Origin of the sequence: Halomonas korlensis (assembly GCF_900116705.1) — a bacterium.
GTDB classification, from domain to species: Bacteria; Pseudomonadota; Gammaproteobacteria; order Pseudomonadales; family Halomonadaceae; genus Halomonas; species Halomonas korlensis.
In genome coordinates this window covers 396,950-420,735 of record NZ_FPBP01000001.1, presented here as the reverse complement: position 1 = coordinate 420,735, position 23,786 = coordinate 396,950, and the positions used below count along the sequence as shown (strand labels likewise).

17 protein-coding genes are annotated in these 23,786 nt (G+C 52.4%); all 17 read left to right on the top strand.

Features of this window, described 5'->3' with window-relative positions:
* Positions 1-19: 19 nt before the first annotated feature.
* The 17 genes from nqrF to BM341_RS01830 all read left to right on the top strand — a co-directional run bounded on the left by nqrF (position 20) and on the right by BM341_RS01830 (position 23,783).
* The gene (nqrF, locus tag BM341_RS01905; RefSeq protein ID WP_089792353.1) at positions 20-1,252 is read left to right on the top strand and encodes an NADH:ubiquinone reductase (Na(+)-transporting) subunit F; all 1,233 of its coding nucleotides are present in this window, start codon (positions 20-22) and stop codon (positions 1,250-1,252) included.
* Positions 1,253-1,493: 241 nt separating this feature from the next.
* Positions 1,494-1,751 (top strand): (Na+)-NQR maturation NqrM, encoded by a 258-nt coding sequence (gene nqrM / locus BM341_RS01900; protein ID WP_089792691.1) that lies wholly within the window; start codon positions 1,494-1,496, stop codon positions 1,749-1,751.
* A 776-nt stretch (positions 1,752-2,527) separates the two neighbouring features.
* Positions 2,528-4,579: an acyltransferase family protein gene (locus BM341_RS01895; RefSeq protein WP_089792351.1), complete on the top strand. Its 2,052-nt coding sequence runs from the start codon at positions 2,528-2,530 to the stop codon at positions 4,577-4,579.
* Between the two features lie 99 nt (positions 4,580-4,678).
* A complete protein-coding gene (locus BM341_RS01890) occupies positions 4,679-5,725 on the top strand; it encodes an NAD-dependent epimerase/dehydratase family protein (RefSeq protein ID WP_089792349.1) in 1,047 nt (348 codons plus the stop codon).
* Positions 5,726-5,786: 61 nt separating this feature from the next.
* On the top strand, positions 5,787-6,563 hold the full coding sequence (gene rfbF, locus BM341_RS01885) for a glucose-1-phosphate cytidylyltransferase (protein ID WP_089792347.1): 777 nt from the start codon (positions 5,787-5,789) through the stop codon (positions 6,561-6,563).
* Positions 6,564-6,611: 48 nt separating this feature from the next.
* Complete coding sequence (locus BM341_RS01880) at positions 6,612-7,937, top strand: NAD(P)H-dependent oxidoreductase (RefSeq protein ID WP_089792345.1); 1,326 nt, start codon at positions 6,612-6,614, stop codon at positions 7,935-7,937.
* Between the two features lie 13 nt (positions 7,938-7,950).
* Positions 7,951-8,499: a dTDP-4-dehydrorhamnose 3,5-epimerase gene (rfbC, locus tag BM341_RS01875; RefSeq protein ID WP_089792343.1), complete on the top strand. Its 549-nt coding sequence runs from the start codon at positions 7,951-7,953 to the stop codon at positions 8,497-8,499.
* 141 nt (positions 8,500-8,640) lie between these two features.
* Positions 8,641-9,672, top strand: a complete 1,032-nt coding sequence (locus tag BM341_RS01870; protein WP_089792341.1) for a glycosyltransferase family 2 protein — start codon at positions 8,641-8,643, stop codon at positions 9,670-9,672.
* 522 nt (positions 9,673-10,194) lie between these two features.
* Positions 10,195-12,027, top strand: coding sequence for an ABC transporter ATP-binding protein (locus BM341_RS01865; RefSeq protein ID WP_245784116.1), 1,833 nt, complete (start codon positions 10,195-10,197; stop codon positions 12,025-12,027).
* Between the two features lie 144 nt (positions 12,028-12,171).
* Positions 12,172-13,029 (top strand): hypothetical protein, encoded by an 858-nt coding sequence (locus BM341_RS18910; protein WP_139232962.1) that lies wholly within the window; start codon positions 12,172-12,174, stop codon positions 13,027-13,029.
* Positions 13,030-13,208: 179 nt separating this feature from the next.
* Positions 13,209-14,417 (top strand): right-handed parallel beta-helix repeat-containing protein, encoded by a 1,209-nt coding sequence (locus BM341_RS01860; protein WP_139232961.1) that lies wholly within the window; start codon positions 13,209-13,211, stop codon positions 14,415-14,417.
* 43 nt (positions 14,418-14,460) lie between these two features.
* Entirely contained in the window at positions 14,461-16,371 is a 1,911-nt protein-coding gene (locus BM341_RS01855) for an acyltransferase family protein (protein ID WP_089792337.1), read from the top strand.
* A 572-nt stretch (positions 16,372-16,943) separates the two neighbouring features.
* The gene (locus BM341_RS01850; RefSeq protein WP_089792335.1) at positions 16,944-18,065 is read left to right on the top strand and encodes a polysaccharide export protein; all 1,122 of its coding nucleotides are present in this window, start codon (positions 16,944-16,946) and stop codon (positions 18,063-18,065) included.
* Positions 18,066-18,237: 172 nt separating this feature from the next.
* Entirely contained in the window at positions 18,238-20,412 is a 2,175-nt protein-coding gene (locus tag BM341_RS01845; protein WP_089792333.1) for a polysaccharide biosynthesis tyrosine autokinase, read from the top strand.
* Between the two features lie 190 nt (positions 20,413-20,602).
* A complete protein-coding gene (locus BM341_RS01840) occupies positions 20,603-21,853 on the top strand; it encodes a hypothetical protein (protein ID WP_139232960.1) in 1,251 nt (416 codons plus the stop codon).
* Between the two features lie 69 nt (positions 21,854-21,922).
* The gene (locus tag BM341_RS01835) at positions 21,923-22,867 is read left to right on the top strand and encodes a glycosyltransferase family 2 protein (protein WP_175507771.1); all 945 of its coding nucleotides are present in this window, start codon (positions 21,923-21,925) and stop codon (positions 22,865-22,867) included.
* Between the two features lie 46 nt (positions 22,868-22,913).
* Positions 22,914-23,783, top strand: a complete 870-nt coding sequence (locus BM341_RS01830) for an ATP-grasp fold amidoligase family protein (RefSeq protein ID WP_089792326.1) — start codon at positions 22,914-22,916, stop codon at positions 23,781-23,783.
* The last annotated feature ends 3 nt before the right edge of the window (positions 23,784-23,786 follow it).

Below are 23,786 nucleotides of genomic sequence, written 5' to 3'. Positions count from 1 at the left end.
CAAGCAATAGGAACCCGACATGGTTGATACAGTAGTCATCTTGCTCGGTGTGGTCATGTTTACCGTGATCATCGTCGGCCTGGTCCTGGTAATCCTGGCCGCAAGAAGCAAGCTCGTCAGTACCGGCGACGTCCAGATCGAGGTCAATGGCGATCCCGAGCACACCCTGACGACCCAGGCGGGAGGCAAACTCCTCAATACCTTGGCCGCCAACGGCATCTTCCTCTCTTCCGCCTGCGGCGGTGGCGGCTCCTGCGCTCAGTGCAAGTGTCGAGTTGAAGAGGGCGGCGGTTCCATCCTGCCCACCGAAGAGTCCCACTTCACGCTGCGTGAGAAGAAAGATGGGTGGCGGCTCTCCTGCCAGGTGCCGGTCAAGCAGGATATGAAAATCGAGGTCCCGGAAGAGGTCTTTGGTGTCAAGCAGTGGGAATGCGAAGTCATCTCCAACCCCAACGTCGCCACCTTCATCAAGGAGCTTAACCTCAAGCTTCCCGAGGGAGAGGAAGTTGCTTTCCGTGCGGGCGGCTATGTACAGCTTGTCGCTCCTCCTTACGATGTCAAGTTTTCCGATTTCGATATCGATGAGGAGTATCGAGGCGATTGGGAAAAATTCGGTCTTTTCGATATCTCCCACAAGAACAACGAAGAGGTCATCCGCGCCTACTCCATGGCGAACTATCCGGATGAGAAGGGCATCCTCAAGTTCAATATTCGTATTGCTACACCACCACCTAACACCAACCACCCGCCCGGGTTGATGTCGACCTATGTCTTCAGCCTGAAGCCGGGCGACAAGACCACGGTAATGGGTCCCTTCGGTGAGTTCTTTGCCAAGGATACCGATGCCGAGATGGTCTTCGTTGGCGGTGGCGCTGGCATGGCGCCGATGCGCAGCCATATCTTCGACCAGCTCAAGCGCCTGCACTCCAAGCGCAAGATCACCTTCTGGTACGGCGCGCGTTCCTGGCGCGAAACCTTCTACAACGAAGAGTACGACAAGCTCGCCGAAGAGTTCCCGAACTTCGAATGGCACCTGGCGCTATCCGACCCGCAGCCGGAAGACAACTGGGAGGGCCCTACTGGGTTTATCCATAATGTGCTCTATGACATGTACCTCAAGGACCATCCTGCTCCCGAGGACTGCGAGTACTATATGTGTGGGCCGCCGATGATGAACGCTTCGGTGATCAAGATGCTCGTCGACATGGGAGTTGAGCCAGAAAACATCATGCTTGACGACTTTGGTGGTTGACCTTCATCAAATGGCGGATCTCCATCGAGTGGTTGCCGTGTAGTGCTCAAAGGGCTGGCCGTTGTGGGTCGGCCCTTTGTGCTTATGACGTACCGCATTGGTAAACGATGGCACTGCTGGCCAAAGGTGGGGTTTTTTGGCATGGATCTATACTAGCTATTTACTGTCTCAAGGACAGGATTTCGTACGAGTGGATAAACGTACGAGTCGATGAATTTCCAATGATTGCGGAGTAATGATCATGAATCTTTTTTTTATTGTACTGGCCTTCATGTTACTGATCGTGGCCGCCATGGCTATTGGCGTGATCATGGGGCGGCGGCCCATTGCCGGAAGCTGCGGCGGGCTCAATCGTCTGGGAATGAAGGAAGGCTGTGAAGTCTGCGGCGGCAAGGACGAGGTATGCGAAGAGGAAAACCGCAAGGGACGTGCTGGTGCTCGTCGGAAAAGCGACGAAAGCCGCGGTGCGGACCTGGGGTACGACGCAACCCGTCGCTGATGAGCCACGTTAGCCTTAGCAGGCTGCGCCATGACAATATCTGATACCACAAAGAACTAGATGGTAGTCCGTAGAGGAGGCCCACAGCAATGCCTGGCACGGCATCGCTGTGATTATACGGCCAGCGTAATATGTTTTTGACGGTCCGTGCGCGCTCTTTACCGCTTGCGTAAGCGTCATGTATCCTTCTTCGCCACCACGAGGGGTATGAGCGCGTTGAATCAGTGACTCGGTAGGGGCTAACCTATCCTATCCGAGTCGCGTTGCTACCTCGGATCACCCTTCATAATCTTTCCCCACGGCTCTCTATTGCGGAGGGTCTTTTCCGCTGTGCGTAAAATCTCTCCCTGCCTGCCCTTCCAAGCACATTACCGCAAATAGCTTTCCCTCTTGACATGATGTCCCGCACGGCTTTGCACGGTCTTTTGCTCGACTCGCTACCCCCTTGGTGCCATTGAAGCATCAGCAACGTCATGACTTGACGGGCGAGCGAGGATGAGAAAAACCAACTACGCAAAGGAGGCATACGTTTAGTAACATTGCGAAGAGAAAATTAACAATTACATAGGCGCTGCTAAATCGGCACTGCTGCATTAAAGAGGAGAGAGGCGATGCACTTTCTGGCGGTAGCTTTGCCTGGACGGCTTGATCCGCCCTGATGCTCACACGTTTGGTCATGTTCCGCCAGTCATACACTGGCAATTGGAGGATGTATAAACGTGTTCATGAGCATGTCGTCATGGGCTTTCGGTTGAACGGAACTCAATGAGGAAGTGATGACAACTACTTACAGGCCCGAAGTTGATGGTTTGCGGGCAGTGGCCGTTATTCCCGTAATATTGTTTCATGCCGGTTTCGAATGGTTCAGTGGGGGGTATGTCGGTGTCGACATCTTCTTTGTCGTCAGTGGTTACTTGATTACCGGTATTATATACGGGGAGTTGCTCTCCGGTAATTTCTCGATTATCAATTTCTATGAGCGTCGTGCAAGAAGAATACTCCCGGCCCTTTTCTTCGTCAGTATTGCCTGCCTGGTAACAGCTTGGCTATGGATGTTACCCGAAGAGTTCCAAAACCTGAGCGAAAGCCTCGTTGCGGTCAATCTCTTCGTCTCCAATATCTATTTCTGGCAGGATTCGGGGTACTTTGCCGGTCCAGCAGAAATGGAGCCTTTCCTGCACACCTGGAGCCTGGCAGTCGAAGAGCAGTTCTATGTGTTCTTCCCGCTTTTCATGCTTCTGGTCTGGCGATTCGGGCGAGGCCTCCTGCTGGGCGTTATAGCGCTGGGTTTCGTGGCCAGTCTGGCGTTGGCGGAGTATGGCTCGGTACATCATCCCTCGGCCAACTTCTTTTTGCTGCCGACACGTGCCTGGGAACTGCTGGCAGGGGCCATCCTTGCCATCTACATGCATGACCATTCGGTACGACCCTCTTCACGGACCAGTAATGTGGCGGGGGCGCTGGGCCTTGGCCTGATCCTCTATGCCATCTTTAGCTTCGATGAAAGCACACCGTTCCCGAGCCTGTGGGCCGTTATCCCCATATTGGGCACCTCACTGATCATTCTCTATGCGAACGGCACTAACGTCATCGGCCGTTTGCTGTCACTGAAGCCGGTGGTGGGGATAGGTCTGATCAGTTACAGCGCTTACCTGTGGCACCAACCGGTATTCGTCTTCGCCCGAGAGCGTAGCTTGAACCCGATCTCTCATGTCGACTACATCCTGTTCAGCATTCTCTCGCTGCTTCTGGCCTGGTTCTCTTGGCGCTATGTCGAGCAGCCTTTCAGGAGCCGAAAGAATTTCACCCGCCCGCAGATTTTCAAGGCAGGACTGGCAATGTCCTGCCTGATGATAGGGATCGGGCTCTACGGCAGTTATTCGAAGGGAATTCCTTGGCGTCTGGATGACGATGTCGAAAGACTCGCCGAGGTCCGTAGCGACCAGGATATTAACAGCGGCAGCTGCCAATCACAGCCAGGCGATATGCGCTCCATCGATGAGATATGTGAGTACAACGACAAGGGGCCAGGAACTGTCGTGGTCTGGGGAGACAGCCAGGCGACACCCCTGGTTGGCCCGGTGGCCGAGCGAGTCGATGCCTTGGGGATGAAGGTTAAGCAGTTCGTCTATACCAATTGTTTGCCCATCGCCGGCTATACCCGAAGCGACGAGCCGGAGTGCGGTCGCTTCAACAACGATGCAATGGAATATCTGTTGGGTAATGATGATGTAGAGCTGGTGGTCATGCTCGGTCGTTATCCAATGCAGTTTGAAGGAGAAACCTTCAACAACGGTGAGGGAGGAATCGAAACCGACCGCGCCGTTCATGCCGTGCCATTCGACGCGGCCGGCGACTCTATGACCGATGATTATCGTCGTGTCGAGGCGGTTGGAGAACTACTCCAGGCAACCGTCGACAAGTTGGTGAACGACGGTAAGCAGGTCGTGCTGATTTACCCGGTTCCGGAAGTGGGCTGGAACGTGCCTTACCTGCTGGCGAAGGAGAAGCTGTACGGCATCGAGCGGACGTCGCCACTCTCGACCAGCTATGACGTATTCAAGGAGCGCGCGGCTTCCGCCTACCAGCAGCTTTCCAAAGTTGCCCCTCACGATGGTCTGCTGAAAATCGAGCCGGCGCGACTGTTCTGCGATACCTATTTGCCCGGACGCTGTGCGACCCAGGTCGAGGAGAACATTCTTTATTACGACAACAACCACTTGAGTCAATTCGGTGCCTCTGTATTGGTCGAGCATGTGTTTCATGAAATGCGCAGCAAGGGGTGGCTGAGCGACAAAGAGTTGAAGTTGAGCCTGCTCAGTGAGTAACGCAATGGGCGTTGACCCTGTAAGGAAACACTAAAGAGCAAGGAATCACTAAAGACTAAGGAAACGCTAAAGAAATCCTGTTAAATGAAGGGAATAAAAATGAAGATATTAGTCATTGGGAACATGGGGTACGTAGGTCCTTCCGTGATCAAGGAGTTGGCTCGGCAACACCCGGAAGCCATCTTGCATGGTTACGATAATGCTTATTTTGCACACTGCCTGACCGGTATCGATACCCTGCCTGAGCGGCATTTGCAAAAGCAGTATTTCGGCGATGTGCGCAATCTGCCGGAAGGTATGCTGGAAGGCTATACAGGCGTTGTTCAGCTTGCCGCCGTCTCCAACGACCCCATGGGTAACCGCTTCGAGTCTGTGACGCGAGAGATTAATCAGGAAGCCACTGTGCGCATTGCCGAACAGGCGGCGCGAGAAAATGTCAGCAACTTCGTGTTTGCCTCGAGTTGTAGCGTTTATGGGGTGGCAAGTGGAGATCCGAGAAAAGAGACAGACCCGCTCTCACCGATGACCGCCTATGCCAGGTCCAAGATCGGCAGCGAAGAGGCGCTTGCCGATATCGAAGGTGACATGGTCATCACTAGTCTCAGGTTTGCAACGGCCTGCGGTATGTCCGAGCGTCTGCGGTTGGATCTGGTGCTGAACGATTTTGTCGCCTGTGCCTTGTCACAGAAGAAAATCACGGTATTAAGCGATGGCAGCCCCTGGCGTCCCCTGATCGACGTCAGCGATATGGCGCGTGCCATCGACTGGGCCATACAGCGCAAGGCCAGTAACGGGGGTCGGCTACTTAATATCAATACCGGCTCCAATCAGCGTAACCATCAGGTACGCGATCTGGCCGAGACCGTGGCAAGCGTAATTCCGGGCACTTCCGTCAGCATCAATGAAGCAGCGGCAGTCGACAGTCGGTCCTACAAGGTTGATTTCAGTCTCTTCGAGGAACTGGCACCTGACCATCAACCGCAGATGACGCTGCGAGATTCTATACAGGGCCTCGTGGAGGGGCTGAGCAAGATGGAGTTTGCGGATACTGACTTCCGCGACTCCCATTTGATGCGCCTGCATGTCCTACAGGCGCATGTCGATCAGGGTCGGCTGACGCAAGCCCTGAGGTGGACCGAACAATAAAGCGCATGCACAAGATGCATGCTGTGACAAACCATATCGTAAGCAGAGCAGGGGAAAGAACATGAAAGTCGTCATTCTGGCAGGAGGTTTCGGCACTCGCCTCAGTGAAGAAACCTCAATTCGTCCTAAACCAATGGTGGAAGTCGGAGGACGTCCCATTCTCTGGCACATCATGAAGCTCTATTCCCATTATGGCTTCAAGGACTTCGTTATTCTCGGTGGCTACAAGGTTGAGTATATCCGTGATTATTTTCTTAACTACCGGGGGAAACAGACCGATTACACCATTGATTTGAAGACCGGGCGAGTCGAGTGGTTGCAGGGCGTCTCTGAAGACTGGAACGTAACCGTCATGGATACGGGCCCCGACTCCTTGACCGGCGGGCGGATCAAGCGTGCCAAGCATCTCATCGGAGATGAATCCTTCTGCCTGACCTATGGGGATGGTGTCAGCGACATCAATATCCACGATCTGGTGGAAGCTCACAAGGCGTCAGATAGCTGGTGCACTCTCACGGCGGTAACTCAGCCGGGCCGTTACGGTGCCCTGAGGCTCGACGAAAAGAATAGTCAAGTCAAAGCGTTTCGGGAAAAAGGTGCCGTGGATGGGGGATTAATAAACGGTGGCTTCTTCGTTTGCGAGCCCGAAGTCCTGGACCTGATCGACGATGACCGCACGACCTGGGAAAACGAGCCCATGGAGCGAATGGTCGAGATGGGCAAGCTAGGCTACTACCATCATCAAGGTTACTGGCAAAGCATGGACTCGCTGCGCGATAAGATGGTGCTCGAAGCCAGTTGGGCTGATAACCCCCGCTGGAAAGTCTGGAAAGATTAATAAAATCTTCCTTATTTTTCCGAACAGCGGCAACCTTGTGAGAAGACAATGATTATCGTAGATACGGCTCTGGCGAAACGAAAAGCGGATAACAATCCCATTCGTGTAGGCATGATCGGTGCGGGCTTCCAGGGTAGGGGAATCGGCCTACAGATCATGACCGCGACACCCGGCATGAAGCTATGCGCGGTAGCGAACCGGAACATTGATTCGGCGGTACAGGTGTTCGGGCAGGTGGGTGCCGAGCCGGAGAGGTGCGATACCACCTCGCAGATCGAGTCGGCGATCGCTCGCGGGAGACCGGTCGTCACGCAGGACGCCAATGCGCTTGCGGCAGCAGCAGGCCTTGACGCCATCATCGAAGTGACGGGGTCGATCGAGTATGCGGCATTGGCGATTCTGTCCGCTATTTCCAGCGGAAAGCACGTCATCCAGATGAACGCCGAGCTTGACGGGACCATCGGCCCCATCCTGAAAAAGAAGGCTGACCAGGCAGGCGTCGTCTACACCTTTTCGGACGGGGATCAGCCCGGGGTACAGATGAACCTTTATCGGTTCGTGCAAGGTATCGGCGTCAAACCAGTCTTGTGCGGCAACATCAAAGGGCTCCATGACCCTTATCGCAATCCGGCTACCCAGCGTGCCTTCGCGGAACGCTGGGGCCAGAAACCGGCAATGGTCGCTTCGTTCGCTGATGGCACCAAGATCTCATTTGAACAGGCCATCGTGGCTAACGGTACCGGCATGCAAGTGGCCCGCCGCGGCATGCTGGGGCCCGATTTCTCGAAAGGCGATCCCAATGCACCGCTGATTCCGGTCGAGCAGACCATATCCTCGTTCGAGCCCTATCTGAATGCCACAAGGCCAGGCCTGGTCGATTATGTGGTGGGGGCCAGACCGGGGCCCGGCGTGTTCGTCATTGGCACGGTGGAGGATCCCCGTAAGCAGCACTACCTTGAACTCTACAAGCTCGGCAAGGGCCCTTATTACTGCTTCAACACGCCTTATCATCTCTGTCACTTCGAAGTGCCCACCTCGGTCGCCCGCGCTGTGCTTTTCAGCGATGCGGTTCTAGCGCCTGAAGGCGGACCCAGGGTCGGGGTCGTGGCAATCGCCAAGAAGGACCTGGCGGCAGGCGAGCGCATTACCGAGTTTGGCGGTTTCGAAGTCTACGGCGTGGCTGACAACATCGACACCATACGCAATGAACGGTTGCTGCCTATCGGGCTGGCGCTCGACAGCGTCGTAAGACGGCCTGTACGCAAAGATATGCCGCTGACCTTCGACGATGTTCAAGTACCTGAGGGACGGCTGGTCGACCGCCTGTACAGCGAACAGGAAAGAATCTACACCGGGCAAAAAATATCAGTATGAAGGAACAGGTGAAATGAAATTTACCGAGACGAATCTCAAGGACGCTTATCTCGTTGATCTTGAGCCTCGCGGCGACGAGAGAGGGTTTTTTGCCCGGACCATGTGCTGTGATGAGTTTGACGAGGTAGGACTGGACAGCAATTTCGTGCAGCAGAATACGTCTTTCTCGGCCCAGCGCGGTACCTTACGGGGATTGCATTTTCAGAAGCAGCCCCATGGGGAAGACAAGCTGGTTCGCTGCCTCAAGGGCGCCATTGTTGATGTCATTGTTGATATTAGAAAAGACTCATCTACTTATTTGCAGCATCAGATGTTCGAGCTCACGAGTAGCAATCGCCTTCAATTGTATGTCCCCAAGGGGTTCGCTCATTCCTTCATGACGTTGGAGGACGATGTCGAAGTAAGCTACTTGGTCACTGCCCGCTATTCGCCAGCGTCAGAAGATGGCCTGCGCTTTGATGATGAGGAGATTGGAATCAAATGGCCATTGCCGGTCACGGTAATGTCGGATAAGGATGCCAACTGGCCATTGATCCAGGCACGCAGCGAACCCCTCTATTGAGTGTTCGAGCCTATTTATCCCGATAAGCCGTGATACAGCCGGGATGAGGACAGGCAAGAAACATTAGCCAAGGGATGTTAGCCAGAAAAGCACTTGATAAGAAGACCATAAAAAAGGATTTCATCATCGCAGGGGGAGGGAATGATGACTAGAGTGATAGCAGTCGTATTGACATACAACCGTCAGGAACTCCTGCAATGCTGCCTGGATGCTATCCAGCAACAGACACGGCGTTGTGACGACATTCTCGTTATCAATAATGCGAGTACGGATGGCACGCGTGAGATGCTGGAGAGTGGCAAGTACTCCGACCTCAAGGTGTACTCATTGAAGAAGAACATGGGGGCGGCAGGTGGCTTCAATGCAGGGTTTCGCCTGGCCTACGATAATGGCGCCGATTACGTCTGGATGATGGATGATGATGTCATACCTGAAACCACGGCGCTTGAGCGGCTCCTCGAGGCCGATGCCCTTCTTGAGGAGAAAGGGGCAAAGCGAACCTACCTGTTGTCGACGGCCTTTACAGAGACGGGGCAGTCGACCAATACCCCTCAGATCAGTGACAAGAGGAACGAAGCCGGTCACTTTGGCTGGCCAGAACAGCTCGAGCATGGTCTGGTAGCCGTTTGTAGTGGTACCTTCGTGTCGATCTTGTTACCGCGAAGCACACTGAAGCAATATGGACTACCCATTTCATCGATGTTCATATGGGGCGAGGATGCAGAATTCACTCTCAGAATCACGCGTGAGGCTCCTGGTTACCTCGTCGGAGCAAGCCGAGTTGCCCATATCCGTCACGGGGGAGCCTCGATCAGCATCGTGGCCGAAACCAACCCGGTCAGAATCGGCTATTACAAGAATTTTGTCAGGAATAATATTTTTTTGGCCAGAAAATACAAGACGAGGCGGCGACTGTTTTCCGTGCTGTTCAACAATGTCGTGCTGACCATCAAGATGCTACTCAAGGGGGAGCCGAGAAAGGCGTATGTCGTGATGGTGGGTTTAACACAGAGCCTCTTTTTCAACCCACATAGTGAACGAGTGGATGCTGATTACGACTACTCGAATATCGAAAAATCAACTACGCACCAAGCGGACACTTACGTAGACCATAGTGCCGGGGCAGCCAACCCGGCAATGTTTGCGGGCCTGAAGTATATTCGCCAATCTTGAAGGGTGCGGCCCACCAATAGTGCTGAGTTCAAATGATAGCACCTGTCAATCAGACGGTAGTCGCCATACCACGTTATTAACCCATAGTGACAAAGTCGGCAGGTGGCCTTGCGCTGTTGCACCCTGGCTGCTGCAACGCCTGACGTGAGCAGTTTCGCAGGAACGAGAACGCTTTAGGTAGTTAAGTATTAGAAAAACCAATATTCTTAGGCTCGCAATTTGTAACGTTATTTAGCATAGTGACAGGTTACGTGAGCGAATTCAGTGCTTAGTTATTCTGTGAGAAGATGCGAGGCTTTCAAAAGGATCTGTCAAGCGTAACTCTCTTGATCAGGCTCGTTAGCTTCATTAGTACACCTGCTCGATGCCATGCTGTAATAGCAGAATCAAAGTGAGCGTTTAAGTTTGCGGGTATCTAAGTTGGTTAATTCGGGAATCATTTTCCAAGCGGCTGATCTATAGAAAAGCTGAACGTATGGTTATCTTTTAAAACGCTATCACCTCCCTGTGAGGAAGGCTTATATGGTATATCCAGTCAAGAACGCTAACACCTTTTCCTTGCTTTCAAGCGTTAAGCAGCTATATCGGCTGTTGACAGGCGAGCAACGAAGGCGACTATTGCGCCTGCAATTCCTGGTAGTAATAATGGCTTTTGCGGAACTCGCCAGCATAGCGGCAATTGGCCCCTTCATGGCGGTAGTTGGCGATATGAGCCGCTTGGAGGGGGATGGCCTGCTAGGCGATTTCTACCGGTGGTATGGTGCCGACGACCCTACAACCTTTCTGTTCTGGATAGGACTAGGCGTATTAGGCGTGCTGGCATTGGCTGCCATGATCTCGATTTTTATCACGTGGAGGCTTTCGCTGTATTCTCAGCAAGTAGGCGCCGAGCTGAGCACGCGTCTTTTTAAGCACTATATGCAACAGGATTGGTTGTACCATGCTAGCGGCAGCAGCAGCGAACTCACCAGCAAGATTGCGCAGGAATGCCGGCGGATCAGCGACAACGTTCTGACGCCGCTCATGCAGATGAATGCAAAGATGGTAATGGCCTTGGTCATTACGATAGCCATTTTCCTCTTTAACCCATGGGTAGCGCTAAGTGGGGTGGTGGTCTTTGGCACGGTTTATTGGGGGCTTTACCGAACTGTACGGCGCAAACTTTCAAGTAATGGCAACGTAGTCAGCGCCACCAATAGCCTACGCTTCAAGCTGATGAATGAAGGGTTTGGCGGGATCAAGGACACTCTACTTCTGGCGCGTCAAGATGAATTCAACCGTCGTTTTGAAAAAACCAGCCGCCAACTGGGGCGAGCCAAAGGCACCACCAAGGCCCTCAGCCAAGCGCCGCGTTATCTGATGGAGCTGGTCGCCTTTGGGGCTGTCATCATGTTGGTTCTTTACTTATTGGTTTCTCACCAAGGCAACCTCGGTACGATCCTGCCAATCCTTTCTGTATATGCCATGGCTGGCTTCAAACTATTGCCAGCATTCCAGCAAATTTACAGCAGCCTTGCGATGGTTCGAGGGAATATCGCCTCGTTCAATAGCTTGCAAGGGGACCTGGCGGCCAGTCAGGAAACGACTGACGATAAGCCGGTACAGCAGACGGGCAAATGGGTACCTCAGCAGGTGATCCGTCTTGACAATGTTACGTTCTGCTATCCAGGCAAGGAAGAAGCGGCGCTTGAAAACCTCAATATGACAATCCCCGTCAACGGTACCATTGGCTTGGTGGGTGCCTCGGGCTCGGGTAAGAGTACCGCCATTGATGTATTGCTGGGTCTGATCGAGCCTAATCAAGGACAACTGACGCTGGATGGCCAGCCGGTAACGGCTGAACGCCGCCGAGCCTGGCAGAATACCGTCGGCTTTGTGCCCCAAAGCATATTCCTGGCCGACGCCAGTATTCGTGAAAACATTGCCTTTGGCCTTCCACCAGAACATATTGACGCTGTAAAAGTACAGCGTGCCGCACAGATGGCTCATCTGGATGACCTGTTAGAGCGCTTGCCTGAGGGTCTTGAGACCCGAGTAGGTGAACGTGGCATTCAACTCTCTGGTGGCCAGCGCCAGCGTATCGGTATCGCCCGTGCCCTCTATGATAACGCCGAAGTCCTGGTACTCGATGAAGCGACGAGCGCCCTGGATGGTATTACTGAGCGCCTGGTAATGGATGCGATCCACGACTTCTCCGGCAAGAAGACCATCATCATGATCGCCCACCGTCTGGCCACGGTAAAAGCTTGTGGCTGTATATACCTGATGGAGGAGGGGCATGTGATCGACAGTGGAACGTACGACGAGCTGGTTCAACGTAACGAAACCTTCAAAAAAATGGCTGAGCACGCATAAATAATTAGTTATTAAAATAAATTCTAAAAAAGGCAAGGTTTTTGCCTTGTTCCGCAGGGGCTGGTTACCATGATAAAAAGAGCTGCTAAAGAGCTGCTAAGATCTTCGTGTCGCAAATTAGGAGTAGAGTTAAAACGAAAAGAGATGACCAGAATTTTTGATTTGACAAAGGGTGATTGTGTTAATCCAATTGAGGCAGTATACGCCTCATCTGGTAACTCATGCCTGGTCAAGGTTCCGTTGGATCGCATAGTGACTTTTAATTACAGCGCCTTTTCGCTTGGTATAAACGGAAAGCACCCCTTTGTCAGAACATTAAAGGCGTACGAGGAAAACAGCCAATTAACTGCAAAAGCTTCTCCCCTTCGCTGGTTTTATGATCTTTATCAGCCAGCTACGGCAAGTGAGTTGATGGATATTCCTAGACCAAGCTATTCTGCCTTCCTTGATCTTCCCCCACTTGCTAGCCTGCCGCTATCTTCTTGGTTATCACCGGAAAAGTACTGTGAATATATAAAAAGCATTTATCAAAGAGAAGATACCGAGCAAGGGGTCAAGCTCGATGAATTCATTGGTGGAAGTCAATTTGGCCCAATTGAACCTAGAAAACTTTTTATTGAATACCGGCGTTTAACTCATCTTTACGATTCGATAAAGAGTCGTGGGTATAAACCTCAGACAGGCGAATGGATGACGGGTACAGCTTGGATCGATGAAAAGGATTGGGTAGTGATGGTCTCGACGGGCCAACACCGTATCGCTTGCCTGGCGGCCTTGGGCCATGAGTCTGCAGTCGTTCGTTTACAACCGAAAAAGGCGCCTGGAGGCCTCATGCTTAAGTCTTTTTCTCGGCATTTCCCTAGCGTCGTCAATGGATTTCATACGGAAGAGGAGGCGCTTGCTATATTTGACCGGATAATTAGCAAGAAGTCGCCGAGAGTCGCGAGCGACTGGATTGATTATTGTATAAATCACCTTTCATTGCCGTGTGTTGAAAAATAAGATTATTTCAGTGTATCAAAGATTAGCTTGATACTAGTTGGATGAGGCGAGGTGAGCTATCGCTTGGCAACTTGGATATTCCGTTTTGCTAAGATTGTTTGGCAATATGGTTCACTGTTGTCATGGATAAGCATAAAAATAGTCAATACAAGAAATTATATTAAAAAGGTGCTAATGTAATGTCACTGGGATCGATAGCGGATAGCGATAACTTGCTGCTGGCCTCAACCACGGTTGGTGCCAGAAAGACCCATTTTGGGTCAGGTAAGGTCACGGGTGCTGCGCGTGTACGATGCCGAGCCTCCAGCATTACTACTAGTGAGATGGGCTTGGCACCGAGCGGTGACCCGGTCATTGATCAGAAGCAATTGCAGGACTTCCTGGACAATATCGCCTCCGATGGGTTAACGGGCATCATCGAGGCGGGCCACTGGTTCGTCTACAGAAAGCTCAACTTGCATGATGGCATTCGTGTCTGTGGCCAAGGGATGGAAAAAACAATCATCGAAGCCCGGGCCGAGGACTGGCGGCAAGACGATTATGTCATGATACATCTGAATGTCGGCGATACCCTTCACCGACACGGTGTATTCTTGTCAGATTTCTGCGCCATCGGGGCCGATAAGCGAGCCACTGATAATGGTCCCTTGATTCGCCTTGAAGGAATGTCAGATTTCCTTGTCGAGCGAGTCCGTACCGAGGATGCCTCGAGCTATGGGATCTTCGTCACCGGTTACGGTGTAGGGCGATTTACTAATAACATCCGTAGCAATTTCTGGAATTCGACCCACCGTGGTGTGATTCGCCAGTGTCGTGCACTACGTGGACAGGTGGGTATTGGATGTGAAGGCGGGGCAGAAAATGTATTGATCATGGGCAACCATACGGATGGTCAGACTCTCCATGGCTTTCGTCTGGCATCGGCCTACGACACGCAGATCATCGCCAACAGTGCCATAAATACTCGGAATGCCTACTGGATCGATCGCCACGAAGGGATTCACATCTTGCATAATAGTGCTAACCATGTAGAGAGAGGGTGCGTGTACGGTGGGTTCGACAAAAAAAAGGACGAACGACTATCCAAAGGGCTCTGGATTACCGGCAATCAGTTCAAGACGTCCGAATCTGCGATAACGGATGCCTATCATGGTGACTCCGATAAGTTTACTCGCGTTGTAAAAATCAAGGATAATCTATTGGAAGGTGGGCATATTCGGTTGCTGTGGTCCAGGCAGGTCGATATTCAGGGGAACGATGGTGATGGTGGAAATGCCATCATTACATCGCACAAGGTCAGTGGTTTCGTGGGCAACAATTTTATGCGGCTCCTTAACAAGTCAGATGGCGTGATAGATCTGGGGAATAACGTCAACTTGGAGGAATAGGCATAATAATTAATTTCAAGTCTAGTTACAAAGTGGAAGAATAATGCATCCAAGTTTTTCTTACCGGCCCGACATTGATGGCCTGAGAGCGTTTGCGGTTTTTCTGGTGATTGGCTTTCATTCTGGTTTCTCTTTATTGGAAGGTGGCTTCGTCGGTGTCGATGTCTTCTTCGTGATAAGCGGCTATCTGATCACAGCACTTATATATGGTGAAATGACAGACAAGCGCTTCAGTTTTTTAGTTTTTTATCGACGACGCGCCTCTCGTCTACTTCCTTCGCTGTTTGTGCTTCTCGCCGCGGTCCTGATCTTCGGCTTCGTCTTCTATGATGAAAAAACCTTCGACAACTTAGGTAAGGAGATATTCTTTTCAGCATTTGGGTTAGCGAATATATTGTTCGCCCAGGGGGAGCAGTATTTTGCCAGCGAGGAAGCGTATCGACCCTTGATTCATTTGTGGTCTCTTGGCGTTGAAGAGCAGTTCTATGCTTTCTGGCCGTTGTTGCTAATATTTTTCATTCGTACGGGTCGTGCTGTCGTCCTGCTTGTCACGGCGCTGCTGCTGTTGGTATCGCTGGGGATGTCGGAGTGGTCCGTCAGAGAGGGTGAGAGCCTGGCAAGCTATTACCTACCACACTATCGCGCCTTCGAATTGCTGATAGGGGCCCTATTGGCGATTGTCATGTCTGACGAGCGTTATGCATGGCGGGCCACGCGATATTCTCCTCCATTCCTGCCTTGGCTTGGCGCCGGGATGATATTGCTTTCGGCCTTGTGGCTGGAGTCCAACAGCCGATTTCCCGGGCTGAATGCGCTTTGGCCGTGCCTGGGAACGGCGCTGATTATCTTTCATGGCAACCGGGGTAGCCTCTGTCGATTGCTCGCTTCCAGGGAACTCGTCTGGATAGGCCTGATTTCTTACCCTCTCTATCTCTTTCATCAGCCGGTCATCGCCGGGCTCGAGTTCTTTCAAGGAGAACAAGCTCCTTGGATGGTATTCAGCATTGTTGTGCTCATTGCTGTGCCGGCGGCATGGATGTCGTATTGTTTCCTGGAGATACCGGCTCGCCGTTATGCACGGCGAGCAGGTGGTTATGGAAAGGGCATGGCACTCGGGACGCTATCTGTCGGCCTTCTCGCAGGGGCCGGCTTCTTGGTCGCTAAGACCAATGGCCTCGAGGCACGTTTCAGGATACTGAACCCGTTCGCTTTCGAGGTGGCGAAGGCCCATGCCTCCTCCTTCCATAAGGACTATGTCCGGGGTTTTAATGTAGCTGAAACCCAAGCGGAAACCAGCGTACTGTTTATTGGTGACTCTGTTCTCCAACAATACGTTGCGCCAATCGCGAAGTCTTTGGGATTGTCTCCGGAGAACGTAGATGTCGTTTCCCGAGGAGCATGTGTATTGCTCAAGGGTGTTGCGTTCAATGACCAGTCAGCGGATATTTCTTGCAATGAGCTTCGCGAGCAACTTTATGACATTGATAAGACGTATGACCATGTCATCATCTCTCAACTTTGGGACACGTATGACGAGAGGATCACTAATTTCCCCGAGGGAAGCACTATCGATACTCGTTGGGCCGGGTTCATACAAGCCACGGTTGACCATTTTCGTCCAATGAGCCGTCAGGTAACGATCATTGGTCCCCATGTTCATGTGGAAGGTGTGCAGAGGCTGCAGCCTTCCATTGCCATCGATTTTGATGACTATCGTGAAGGCTTGAATCAGTTAAAGGTTGAAGACCTTGAAGAGCTTGCCAAGTCCGACACTTATTTCCAACATTTGTCTCAACACCATGCGCTACGTTATCTGAGTCCTTATCGGATATTTTGCGACAAAAGGTGCCAGGTATCCGATGACGGCTGGTCATTTTTCTCCGATCGGCAGCACCTGACGGGCTTCTCTGAAGCCTTCGTGGTGAAGAGGCTACGGCAGCTATACCCACCTTGACGACAGAAGCCCCCGTAATGCCGGCCCTGTTTTCCTTGGCTTCTCTGCTCAAATTACCCCAGTGGCCTGGTCGACGGAGGGAGCCATGCGCCTCTCTCGCCTCGCTTCAGCCTGAGCATGACACTAGCTTTCTCATACTTTCTTTTTCGAGGCTCACTTTGACGATGGCCTTGTAAGTGAATTCGTGTACGTGAGTGAGCGAAATCGCTTGGGAATGATAATAAAAACGCCCATAAATCAAACGGTTAATCTTAAATACATCAATATAATCTAATTATTATAATAGCTAAATTAATGAGCCTTGAGGGATGGGAAATTCCATTCCCACAAGCATTCGAGATATTTGTAATATTGTGTAATTATGATTGTACTCCTGTAACAATCAGGGTCTGCCAGATGACATGGTCTTTGCCACACGCCTAGGGAAGAAAGCCACAAGAGGCATGTGGCACGAACGCTTGGGCAAGAAGACGGTAAGACACAGCAGGTCTGATGAAGAGGGAGTCAACCATGCGTCATTGGAACGCCGACAAGAACACTCGAAATGTCTTGCGAGCAAGGGAGAAAGGACAATGAAGAAGTTTACACGCGGTGCCTGCTTTGCTGTCGCATTATTGCCTATCAGCATATTGGGCGGTTGTGCCATGGCGCCTGGTGGTCATATCGATTATGAAACGGAGGAAGTCTCCCTGGATAATCAGGTAGATATCGTCCCAATCACGCCGAGCTTGATATCGACCTATCGCGCCGAGAATGACTCCAGCAAATCCAGGACCATGACAACGGAAATGATCCGCGAGATAGAAGATTATCAGTATCTCGTCGGGCCGGGTGATGTGTTGAATATCATCGTCTACGACCACCCCGAGCTGACCATACCGGCGGGTAGTGAGCGTAGTGCAGAAGAATCCGGCACCCTCGTGCATGCCGACGGTCGCATCTACTATCCCTATATCGGCAACATCCAGGTAGAAGGGAAAACTGTCAACGAGATTCGGCGAATTCTCACCAACCAACTCTCCACCTATATCACCGATCCTCAGCTTGAAGTGAGCGTGGCGGCGTTCCGTTCGAAGAAGTTTTACGTCAGCGGCGCTGTCGATTCACCGGGGACTCAGCCCATTACCAATGTCCCCATGTCTGTCCTCGATGCCATCAGCCAGGCGGGAGGAGCTACCGAGAACGCCAATTGGCACCAAGTCACCTTAACGCGTGACGGCAAGGAGATGCCCATTTCCTTGTACGAGATGCTGAAGCAAGGCGATCTGACGCAGAATGCCCTGATGAGGCCAGGCGACGTGCTGCATGTCTCGTCGGCTGAGAATCAGAACATCTCCGTGCTGGGGCAGGTTCGGGATCCGGGCACCATTCAGGCAGGCATGGAGCGCTTCAGCCTCACCGATGCCTTGTCGCGTGCAGGTGGTGTGGTCGAGAGTCGCGCCGAGCCTTCAGGCATCTTCGTCATTCGGGGTAACCCGCAGGGCAGCGACAAGATGGCTACCGTCTACCAGCTCGACATCTCGAATGCCGTCGCCCTGAACATGGGAACCCACTTCCCGCTGGAACCTCAGGATGTTGTCTACGTGACCTCCGCACCGCTGGCACGCTGGAACAACGTCATCAGTCTGCTGCTGCCGTCAATCAGTTTGCCCGGTTCGGTGGCTGAAACGTCCAGCGACGTTGGCGACCTTTAATCCCTTGGGGCTTTCGTATCATGACAACCGCATGCGGTTGTCATGATACCCAGCCATGGCCTTCCAGAGAGATATTCATCCTCACCCTCCTAGGGATGACATCAACATGACTAGCTTGACCACTAACAGTACGATCGTACAACCCAATCCGAATGCATCAGCATCTCCCAGCATGCCTCTCGGTGAAGAGAATATTGACCTGGGGCGCATGCTGGGCATGCTGCTCGACAACAAGTGGAAGATCATTCTTCTGACCTTGGCGTTCGGGATCGCGGGTATTGTTTACGCAATGCTTCAAACTCCCGTATACCAAGGGGATGCTCTCGTCCAGATTGAAAGGACAGGCACCACTACCGGCGCCGATGAGATCGCCGCGATGCTGATGGAAGAGGAGCCGAGAACGGCAGCGCAGATGGAAATACTGCGCTCGAGGCTCATCATCGGCCAGGCGGCGAGCCAGGAGAAGCTGGATATCAGCGTCTCGCCGGTAGTTTTTCCCGTTATTGGTAATGCCCCCATCGTTCACGATATCCCGCGTCCGGCATTCGCCGAGGGTCGGCCTGAGATCTGGGCCGGTGAGAGCATCAGCGTGGAAACGCTGAGCGTCGATCCGGAACTGGTCAACCAGCCCCTGACGCTTGAGGTCACCCAGGGCGGTGGCTATCGAATTCTAGGCGTTGAAGGCGAGGTGCTGTTGACCGGTCAGCCAGGTGAGCGAATCGAGGCCGATAACCCCTGGATCGAGATCCGGGTCGGCGAGATTTTGGCACCGGCAGGCGCTCAGTTCACCATTGCCAAGCGCAGCACTCAGTCGGCGATCAACAGCCTGAAGTCACGGTTCGCCGTAACTCAGGTAGGGGAGAGCGATACCGGCGTACTGCAACTCGTTCTTAATGGCACCGCTCCTGATGAAGTGGAGTCATCGCTCAATGCCATCGCCGAGGTGTACCTGGCCCAGAACATTGCGCGCCAGGCCGCGGAAGCGGAGAAGAGCCTCGAGTTTCTTGACCAGCAACTGCCGAGGGTGCGTGAGCAATTGGGAGAGGCCGAAAATAGCCTCAACGCCTACCGTACCGAGCAGGACAGTGTCGACCTCACACAAGAGACTCAGAACGTCTTGACCAGCATGGTTGAGATAGAGAGTCGCATGAACGACCTCGAGATGCAGGAATCGGAGCTGTCTCGCCGTTTTACACCGAATCACCCGGTCTACGCCGCGCTGCTCGACAAGAAAGCTCAGCTACAGCGTGAGCGAGCTAACCTGGAAGACCGGACCGAGAACCTGCCCGAGACCCAGCAGCAGATGCTGAGAATGACCCGCGATGTCGAGGTCACCCAGCAGATCTATGTGCAGCTGCTTAACCGTATGCAGGAGCTGAATATTGCCAAGGCGGCCACCGTCGGCAATGTGCGGATCATCGACTTTGCTGCCGTCCTGCCATCCCCGATCGCGCCCAATACCGGACTGATCGTGATCGTCGCCATGCTGGTGGGTCTCTTGCTTGCCATCAGCCTGATTCTGCTTCGCGGGTTGTTAAACAAGGGTATCGAAAGCGCTGAACAGTTGGAGGATATGAACCTCCCAGTTTACGCCACAGTACCGCGCTCCAATGACCAGATGAAGCTCGTCAAACGGGTCAAGCAGCGTAACGATAAGATATCCAAGCATGCCATCGGCAGCTTTCTCGCCAAGCTCTACCCAACCGATATGGCCGTTGAGTCGATTCGTGGCCTGCGCACCAGCCTGCACTTCGCCATGATGGATTCACCCAACAACTCCATCATGATCACCGGTCCGAGTCCTGGGATCGGCAAGAGCTTCGTGACCATCAATCTGGCGTTTGTCTGTGCCCAGGCGGGTCAGAAGGTGCTGATCATCGACGCGGACATGCGCAAGGGTAACCTGCACTTCACCTTCAATGACAAGTCAGAAAATGGCCTGTCCGAGGTGATCTCAGGCAAGCTGCCGGTCGACAAGGCGATCCGTCAGTCCGATGTGCCTGGCCTGCACTACATGACACGCGGAGTGGCGCCGCCAAATCCCTCCGAGCTGCTGATGCGCAAGAACTTTGCGGAAATGGTGAATGAGGTTAGCCAGCACTACGATCTGGTGTTCTTCGATACGCCGCCGATCCTGGCCGTGACCGATGCCTCCATCATCGGCAAGGTCGTCGGAACCACGCTGCTCGTGGCGCGTTTCGGCGTCAACCCCCCGCGTGAGGTCAAGATCGCCGTTCGTCGTCTCGAGAACACCGGTGTTCATGTGAAGGGCTGCATCCTCAACGCCATCGAGAAGACTGCCGCCATCAGCTACGGTTACGGCTATTACAGTTACTCCTACAAGTAGTCAGTTGGGCCCGGGATTGAAATGATGAATTCCGTTCTCGGGTCCAGTTTCGCAGGTTGGGAATATCAAGCCACTGAGTGCAGAAACCTGAAGGTAGATTGCCGTGAGATATTCAAAAAGAACAGTGGATGTCGACAGCTTTCATGGGGGGCTCCGGTATATACACGGATTCACCTATCGAAGCATTTTCGTGTTGACGCTATTTCTGTACCTCTATTTGCTGAGCCCTTATTTCAATTTGGGCGGGATGCTACTTCACGGTGGCATGATTGCAATCGTGCTCTTCCTGGGTATGCACCCACTTCTTGCCGCCAGGTCGCTGCAGCAGATGCCTCTGCTGCTGACCTTTATCGCACTATGTTTTTTCTGTCTATATAACCTCGTCGTCATTATCTTCTACATGGAAGCCTTCAGTACGTCTTTCCAGAACTACGTTATCCAAGTAGGCGTCTATATAATGATTGGGTTCGTGTTAGCCTTCTATTTGATCCAGAAGGCTCTAGACATGGATCAGGCATTGACACTGTGCTTCAAGCTCATCGTTTTCGTGGTTTTCGTTAATTCCGCAATTATTTTGCTGGAATATCAGTTCCCGGCGTTCCGTGCCCTCGTCGAGTCTATCCTCTACCTGCCCGAAAATTCCAACATCAACTATTTGACGAGGGAGTATCGGCTACGCGGTATCGCGTCAGGCGGCGCCGCTAATCTGTCGCTTTTCCATGGCACTATCCTCGTATTGCTCCAGGCGTTATACATCAAGCGCAAGATAAGTTTTATTTACTTTTTGGTGGCTTCGATAACAATCTTCACGTCGCTGCTGTTCATCGGCCGGACCGGCATTGTGGTGGGTTTCATTGGCATCGTCCTGTTTCACATCCTCAATCTCATGCTATCAAAAGAAAAAGTATCAATGCGACGGGTGCTGATTTATGCCAGTGTCACGGCTATTGTGGTTGTTGCCCCACCGATGCTTGCCCTGCTGTATCCTGACAGCGTGCTTTCCTACTCAATCAGTTTCCTGTACCAAGGTGTCGAAGGGCTAGAGCAGGAGGGAACGACAACATCGCTGATAGATATGTTTGCCATGTCAGATCAATGGGCCAAACTATTTTTTGGTGTAGGGGCCCACACGGGCGGCTTCGACCTGGTTCGCCGCGTTGATGCGGGCTATATGCGCATGTTCACGGCCTTGGGTATTCCGTTGACAATCGCTTTTTACCTGTTTGTTGCCTATCTGGCCAGGTATGTATTGATGATCACCCATTACAAGAGCTTCTGGATCGTTTTCATGATTATCATGTTTATTGCCGAAATAAAGGAGCCCTTCATTTTCAAGGGATACTCGGCAAGGATGATGTGGATGATTATCGGCATGGGACTTTGCTACACCTTCTCTTCGCCTTTTTATGCCGACCAGAGAGAGCGCGAACCTGCCTACTGAAAGAGTGCTTCTTGTTGTTCGCCGCCTTGTCAGCGTTCCGTTATCCAATATCATTTTATGGAGATTTTCATGCGTCCGCTCGTCACTGTCGTGATGCCTGTCTATAACAAGGAACAGTATGTGTCACGCGCAATTCAGTCCGTTCTGGACCAGACGTATCCGGACCTGGAGCTGTTGATTGTTGATGATGCTTCCAAGGATGGCAGCCTTGAAAGGGTGGCGGAATTCGACGACGCACGCATCAGGGTACTCAGGAGAACTACCTCCGGTCCGGGTGGTTACGCCGCCAGGAATCACGGCATCCGGCATGCCACGGGAGACTGGGTGGCCTTACTGGATGCAGATGATGCCTGGTTCCCGGAGCATCTCGCCGATGCCATGGACATTGCTGGTGAATTTGTTGATATTCCGATCATCTGCTCGGCCCGTATCAGCCAGGTCGGTACTAAACAGACGCTTGATTCCTTCGCGAAGCATTTTATATCAGAAGGGCCTCAGGTACTTACTCTCTCTGACTATCTGAAGTTTGCCTGCAAGGGTTGGCGTGCCATGGGAACAAACGCTGTTCTACTCAAACGAGACGCCCTGTTCAGTCATACCGTCTTCCCTGAAGGGCGTACCGAACGCTCAGGTGATCTCTATGCCTGGGTTGAGCTGCTGGCCAGGATGCAGCGCATGGTGTGGTCACCGCATATCGCCTCCATCTCCTATCGTGATGCCGCCTCGGTATCGGTCAACTCCACGCCCTCCATAGACCTCTTCCGCGAGATGGTGAATGAGCTCGGGCCCTATGTCAGCCACAGGGATGAAAAATGGCTCAAGCGCTATAGCAACAAGATGGTCAAGTATGTGTGGCTGCAGAAGAAGAAGAAGCGAATGTCACTTCCATTGTCATTACTGCCTGGGTCGTTCTACTGGGCCGACGATATTCCTTATTGCCTGAAATGGACACTGATCTCGTTGATGCCATTCGGTGTTCTTGAAGCCATGCATCGACGCTTTCAGGCAGATTAATGCGCTCATAGCGAAACGTGATGACGTAGTACCTTAGGAAGATGACATGAAAAAGATTTATCGGCTGGTTCCCACTGCCATTCGCGAGCGCGCCGCCTTCATCGCGCGTGCCGGGTATTATCCCCGCTTCAAGCACCCGGTTACCTACAACCAGAAGATCAACCACCGTAAATTTAACTGGAAGAATCCGCTTTTCATTACCTGCGCCGACAAGATCGCCGTCAAGGAGTATGTGGCTGAAAAAGTGGGGCGCGAATACGTAATTGACAATGTTTTTGTCGGAGATCGACTCTCACCTCTCGACGCCCGGAAGTTGCTCGACAAGCATGGTGCCTTGGTAGTCAAGGCTAATCATAACTCAGGTCCGGTCCAGTTTCTTTCTCCAGCCGATCCGGACGACAGGGTCCGGTCGGTCTGCGATAACATCAATCATCAACTCACCGTCGATTACGGTCGGATGAAACTGGAGCCTTGGTACAGCCACATCCAACCGGCAGTGCTGGTTGAAAAAAAGCTAAAAACGTCCAACGGTGACGACCTTTGGGATTATAAATTTCATGTCTTCAACCACAAGAAGAAGGGTGAGCAGACAGTTCTGCTGCATATTGACTATGACCGATACGGCCATGCGCACCGTTCTTTTTTTGATGAAGAGCTTAACTGGCTGCCTTTCTCGCTGACCCATCCGTGCTTGAAGACCACTCTTGAGCGACCGGAAAATTACGTGAAGATGCTTGAGATTGCCAAGACACTGGGCCAGCCGTTTTCCTATGCTCGCGTTGATCTTTATAACGTCGATGGAGTTATCTATTTCGGAGAGATCACCTTTGCGCATGGCGCTGGTCGATCACGTTTTTCCTCCATTATTTACGATAAATGGATGGGAAAGCTATGGGAACTTGACCCCGCGATGTAGCCG

Coding starts and splice junctions, on each gene's coding strand:
- rfbF (WP_089792347.1), top strand. CDS start 5,787: ATGAAAGTCGTCATTCTGGCAGGAGGTTTCGGCACTCGCCTCAGTGAA.
- BM341_RS01855 (WP_089792337.1), top strand. CDS start 14,461: ATGCATCCAAGTTTTTCTTACCGGCCCGACATTGATGGCCTGAGAGCG.
- nqrM (WP_089792691.1), top strand. CDS start 1,494: ATGAATCTTTTTTTTATTGTACTGGCCTTCATGTTACTGATCGTGGCC.
- BM341_RS18910 (WP_139232962.1), top strand. CDS start 12,172: ATGACCAGAATTTTTGATTTGACAAAGGGTGATTGTGTTAATCCAATT.
- BM341_RS01890 (WP_089792349.1), top strand. CDS start 4,679: ATGAAGATATTAGTCATTGGGAACATGGGGTACGTAGGTCCTTCCGTG.
- BM341_RS01895 (WP_089792351.1), top strand. CDS start 2,528: ATGACAACTACTTACAGGCCCGAAGTTGATGGTTTGCGGGCAGTGGCC.
- BM341_RS01830 (WP_089792326.1), top strand. CDS start 22,914: ATGAAAAAGATTTATCGGCTGGTTCCCACTGCCATTCGCGAGCGCGCC.
- BM341_RS01865 (WP_245784116.1), top strand. CDS start 10,195: ATGGTATATCCAGTCAAGAACGCTAACACCTTTTCCTTGCTTTCAAGC.
- BM341_RS01870 (WP_089792341.1), top strand. CDS start 8,641: ATGATGACTAGAGTGATAGCAGTCGTATTGACATACAACCGTCAGGAA.
- BM341_RS01850 (WP_089792335.1), top strand. CDS start 16,944: ATGAAGAAGTTTACACGCGGTGCCTGCTTTGCTGTCGCATTATTGCCT.
- nqrF (WP_089792353.1), top strand. CDS start 20: ATGGTTGATACAGTAGTCATCTTGCTCGGTGTGGTCATGTTTACCGTG.
- rfbC (WP_089792343.1), top strand. CDS start 7,951: ATGAAATTTACCGAGACGAATCTCAAGGACGCTTATCTCGTTGATCTT.
- BM341_RS01880 (WP_089792345.1), top strand. CDS start 6,612: ATGATTATCGTAGATACGGCTCTGGCGAAACGAAAAGCGGATAACAAT.
- BM341_RS01860 (WP_139232961.1), top strand. CDS start 13,209: ATGTCACTGGGATCGATAGCGGATAGCGATAACTTGCTGCTGGCCTCA.
- BM341_RS01845 (WP_089792333.1), top strand. CDS start 18,238: ATGCCTCTCGGTGAAGAGAATATTGACCTGGGGCGCATGCTGGGCATG.
- BM341_RS01835 (WP_175507771.1), top strand. CDS start 21,923: ATGCGTCCGCTCGTCACTGTCGTGATGCCTGTCTATAACAAGGAACAG.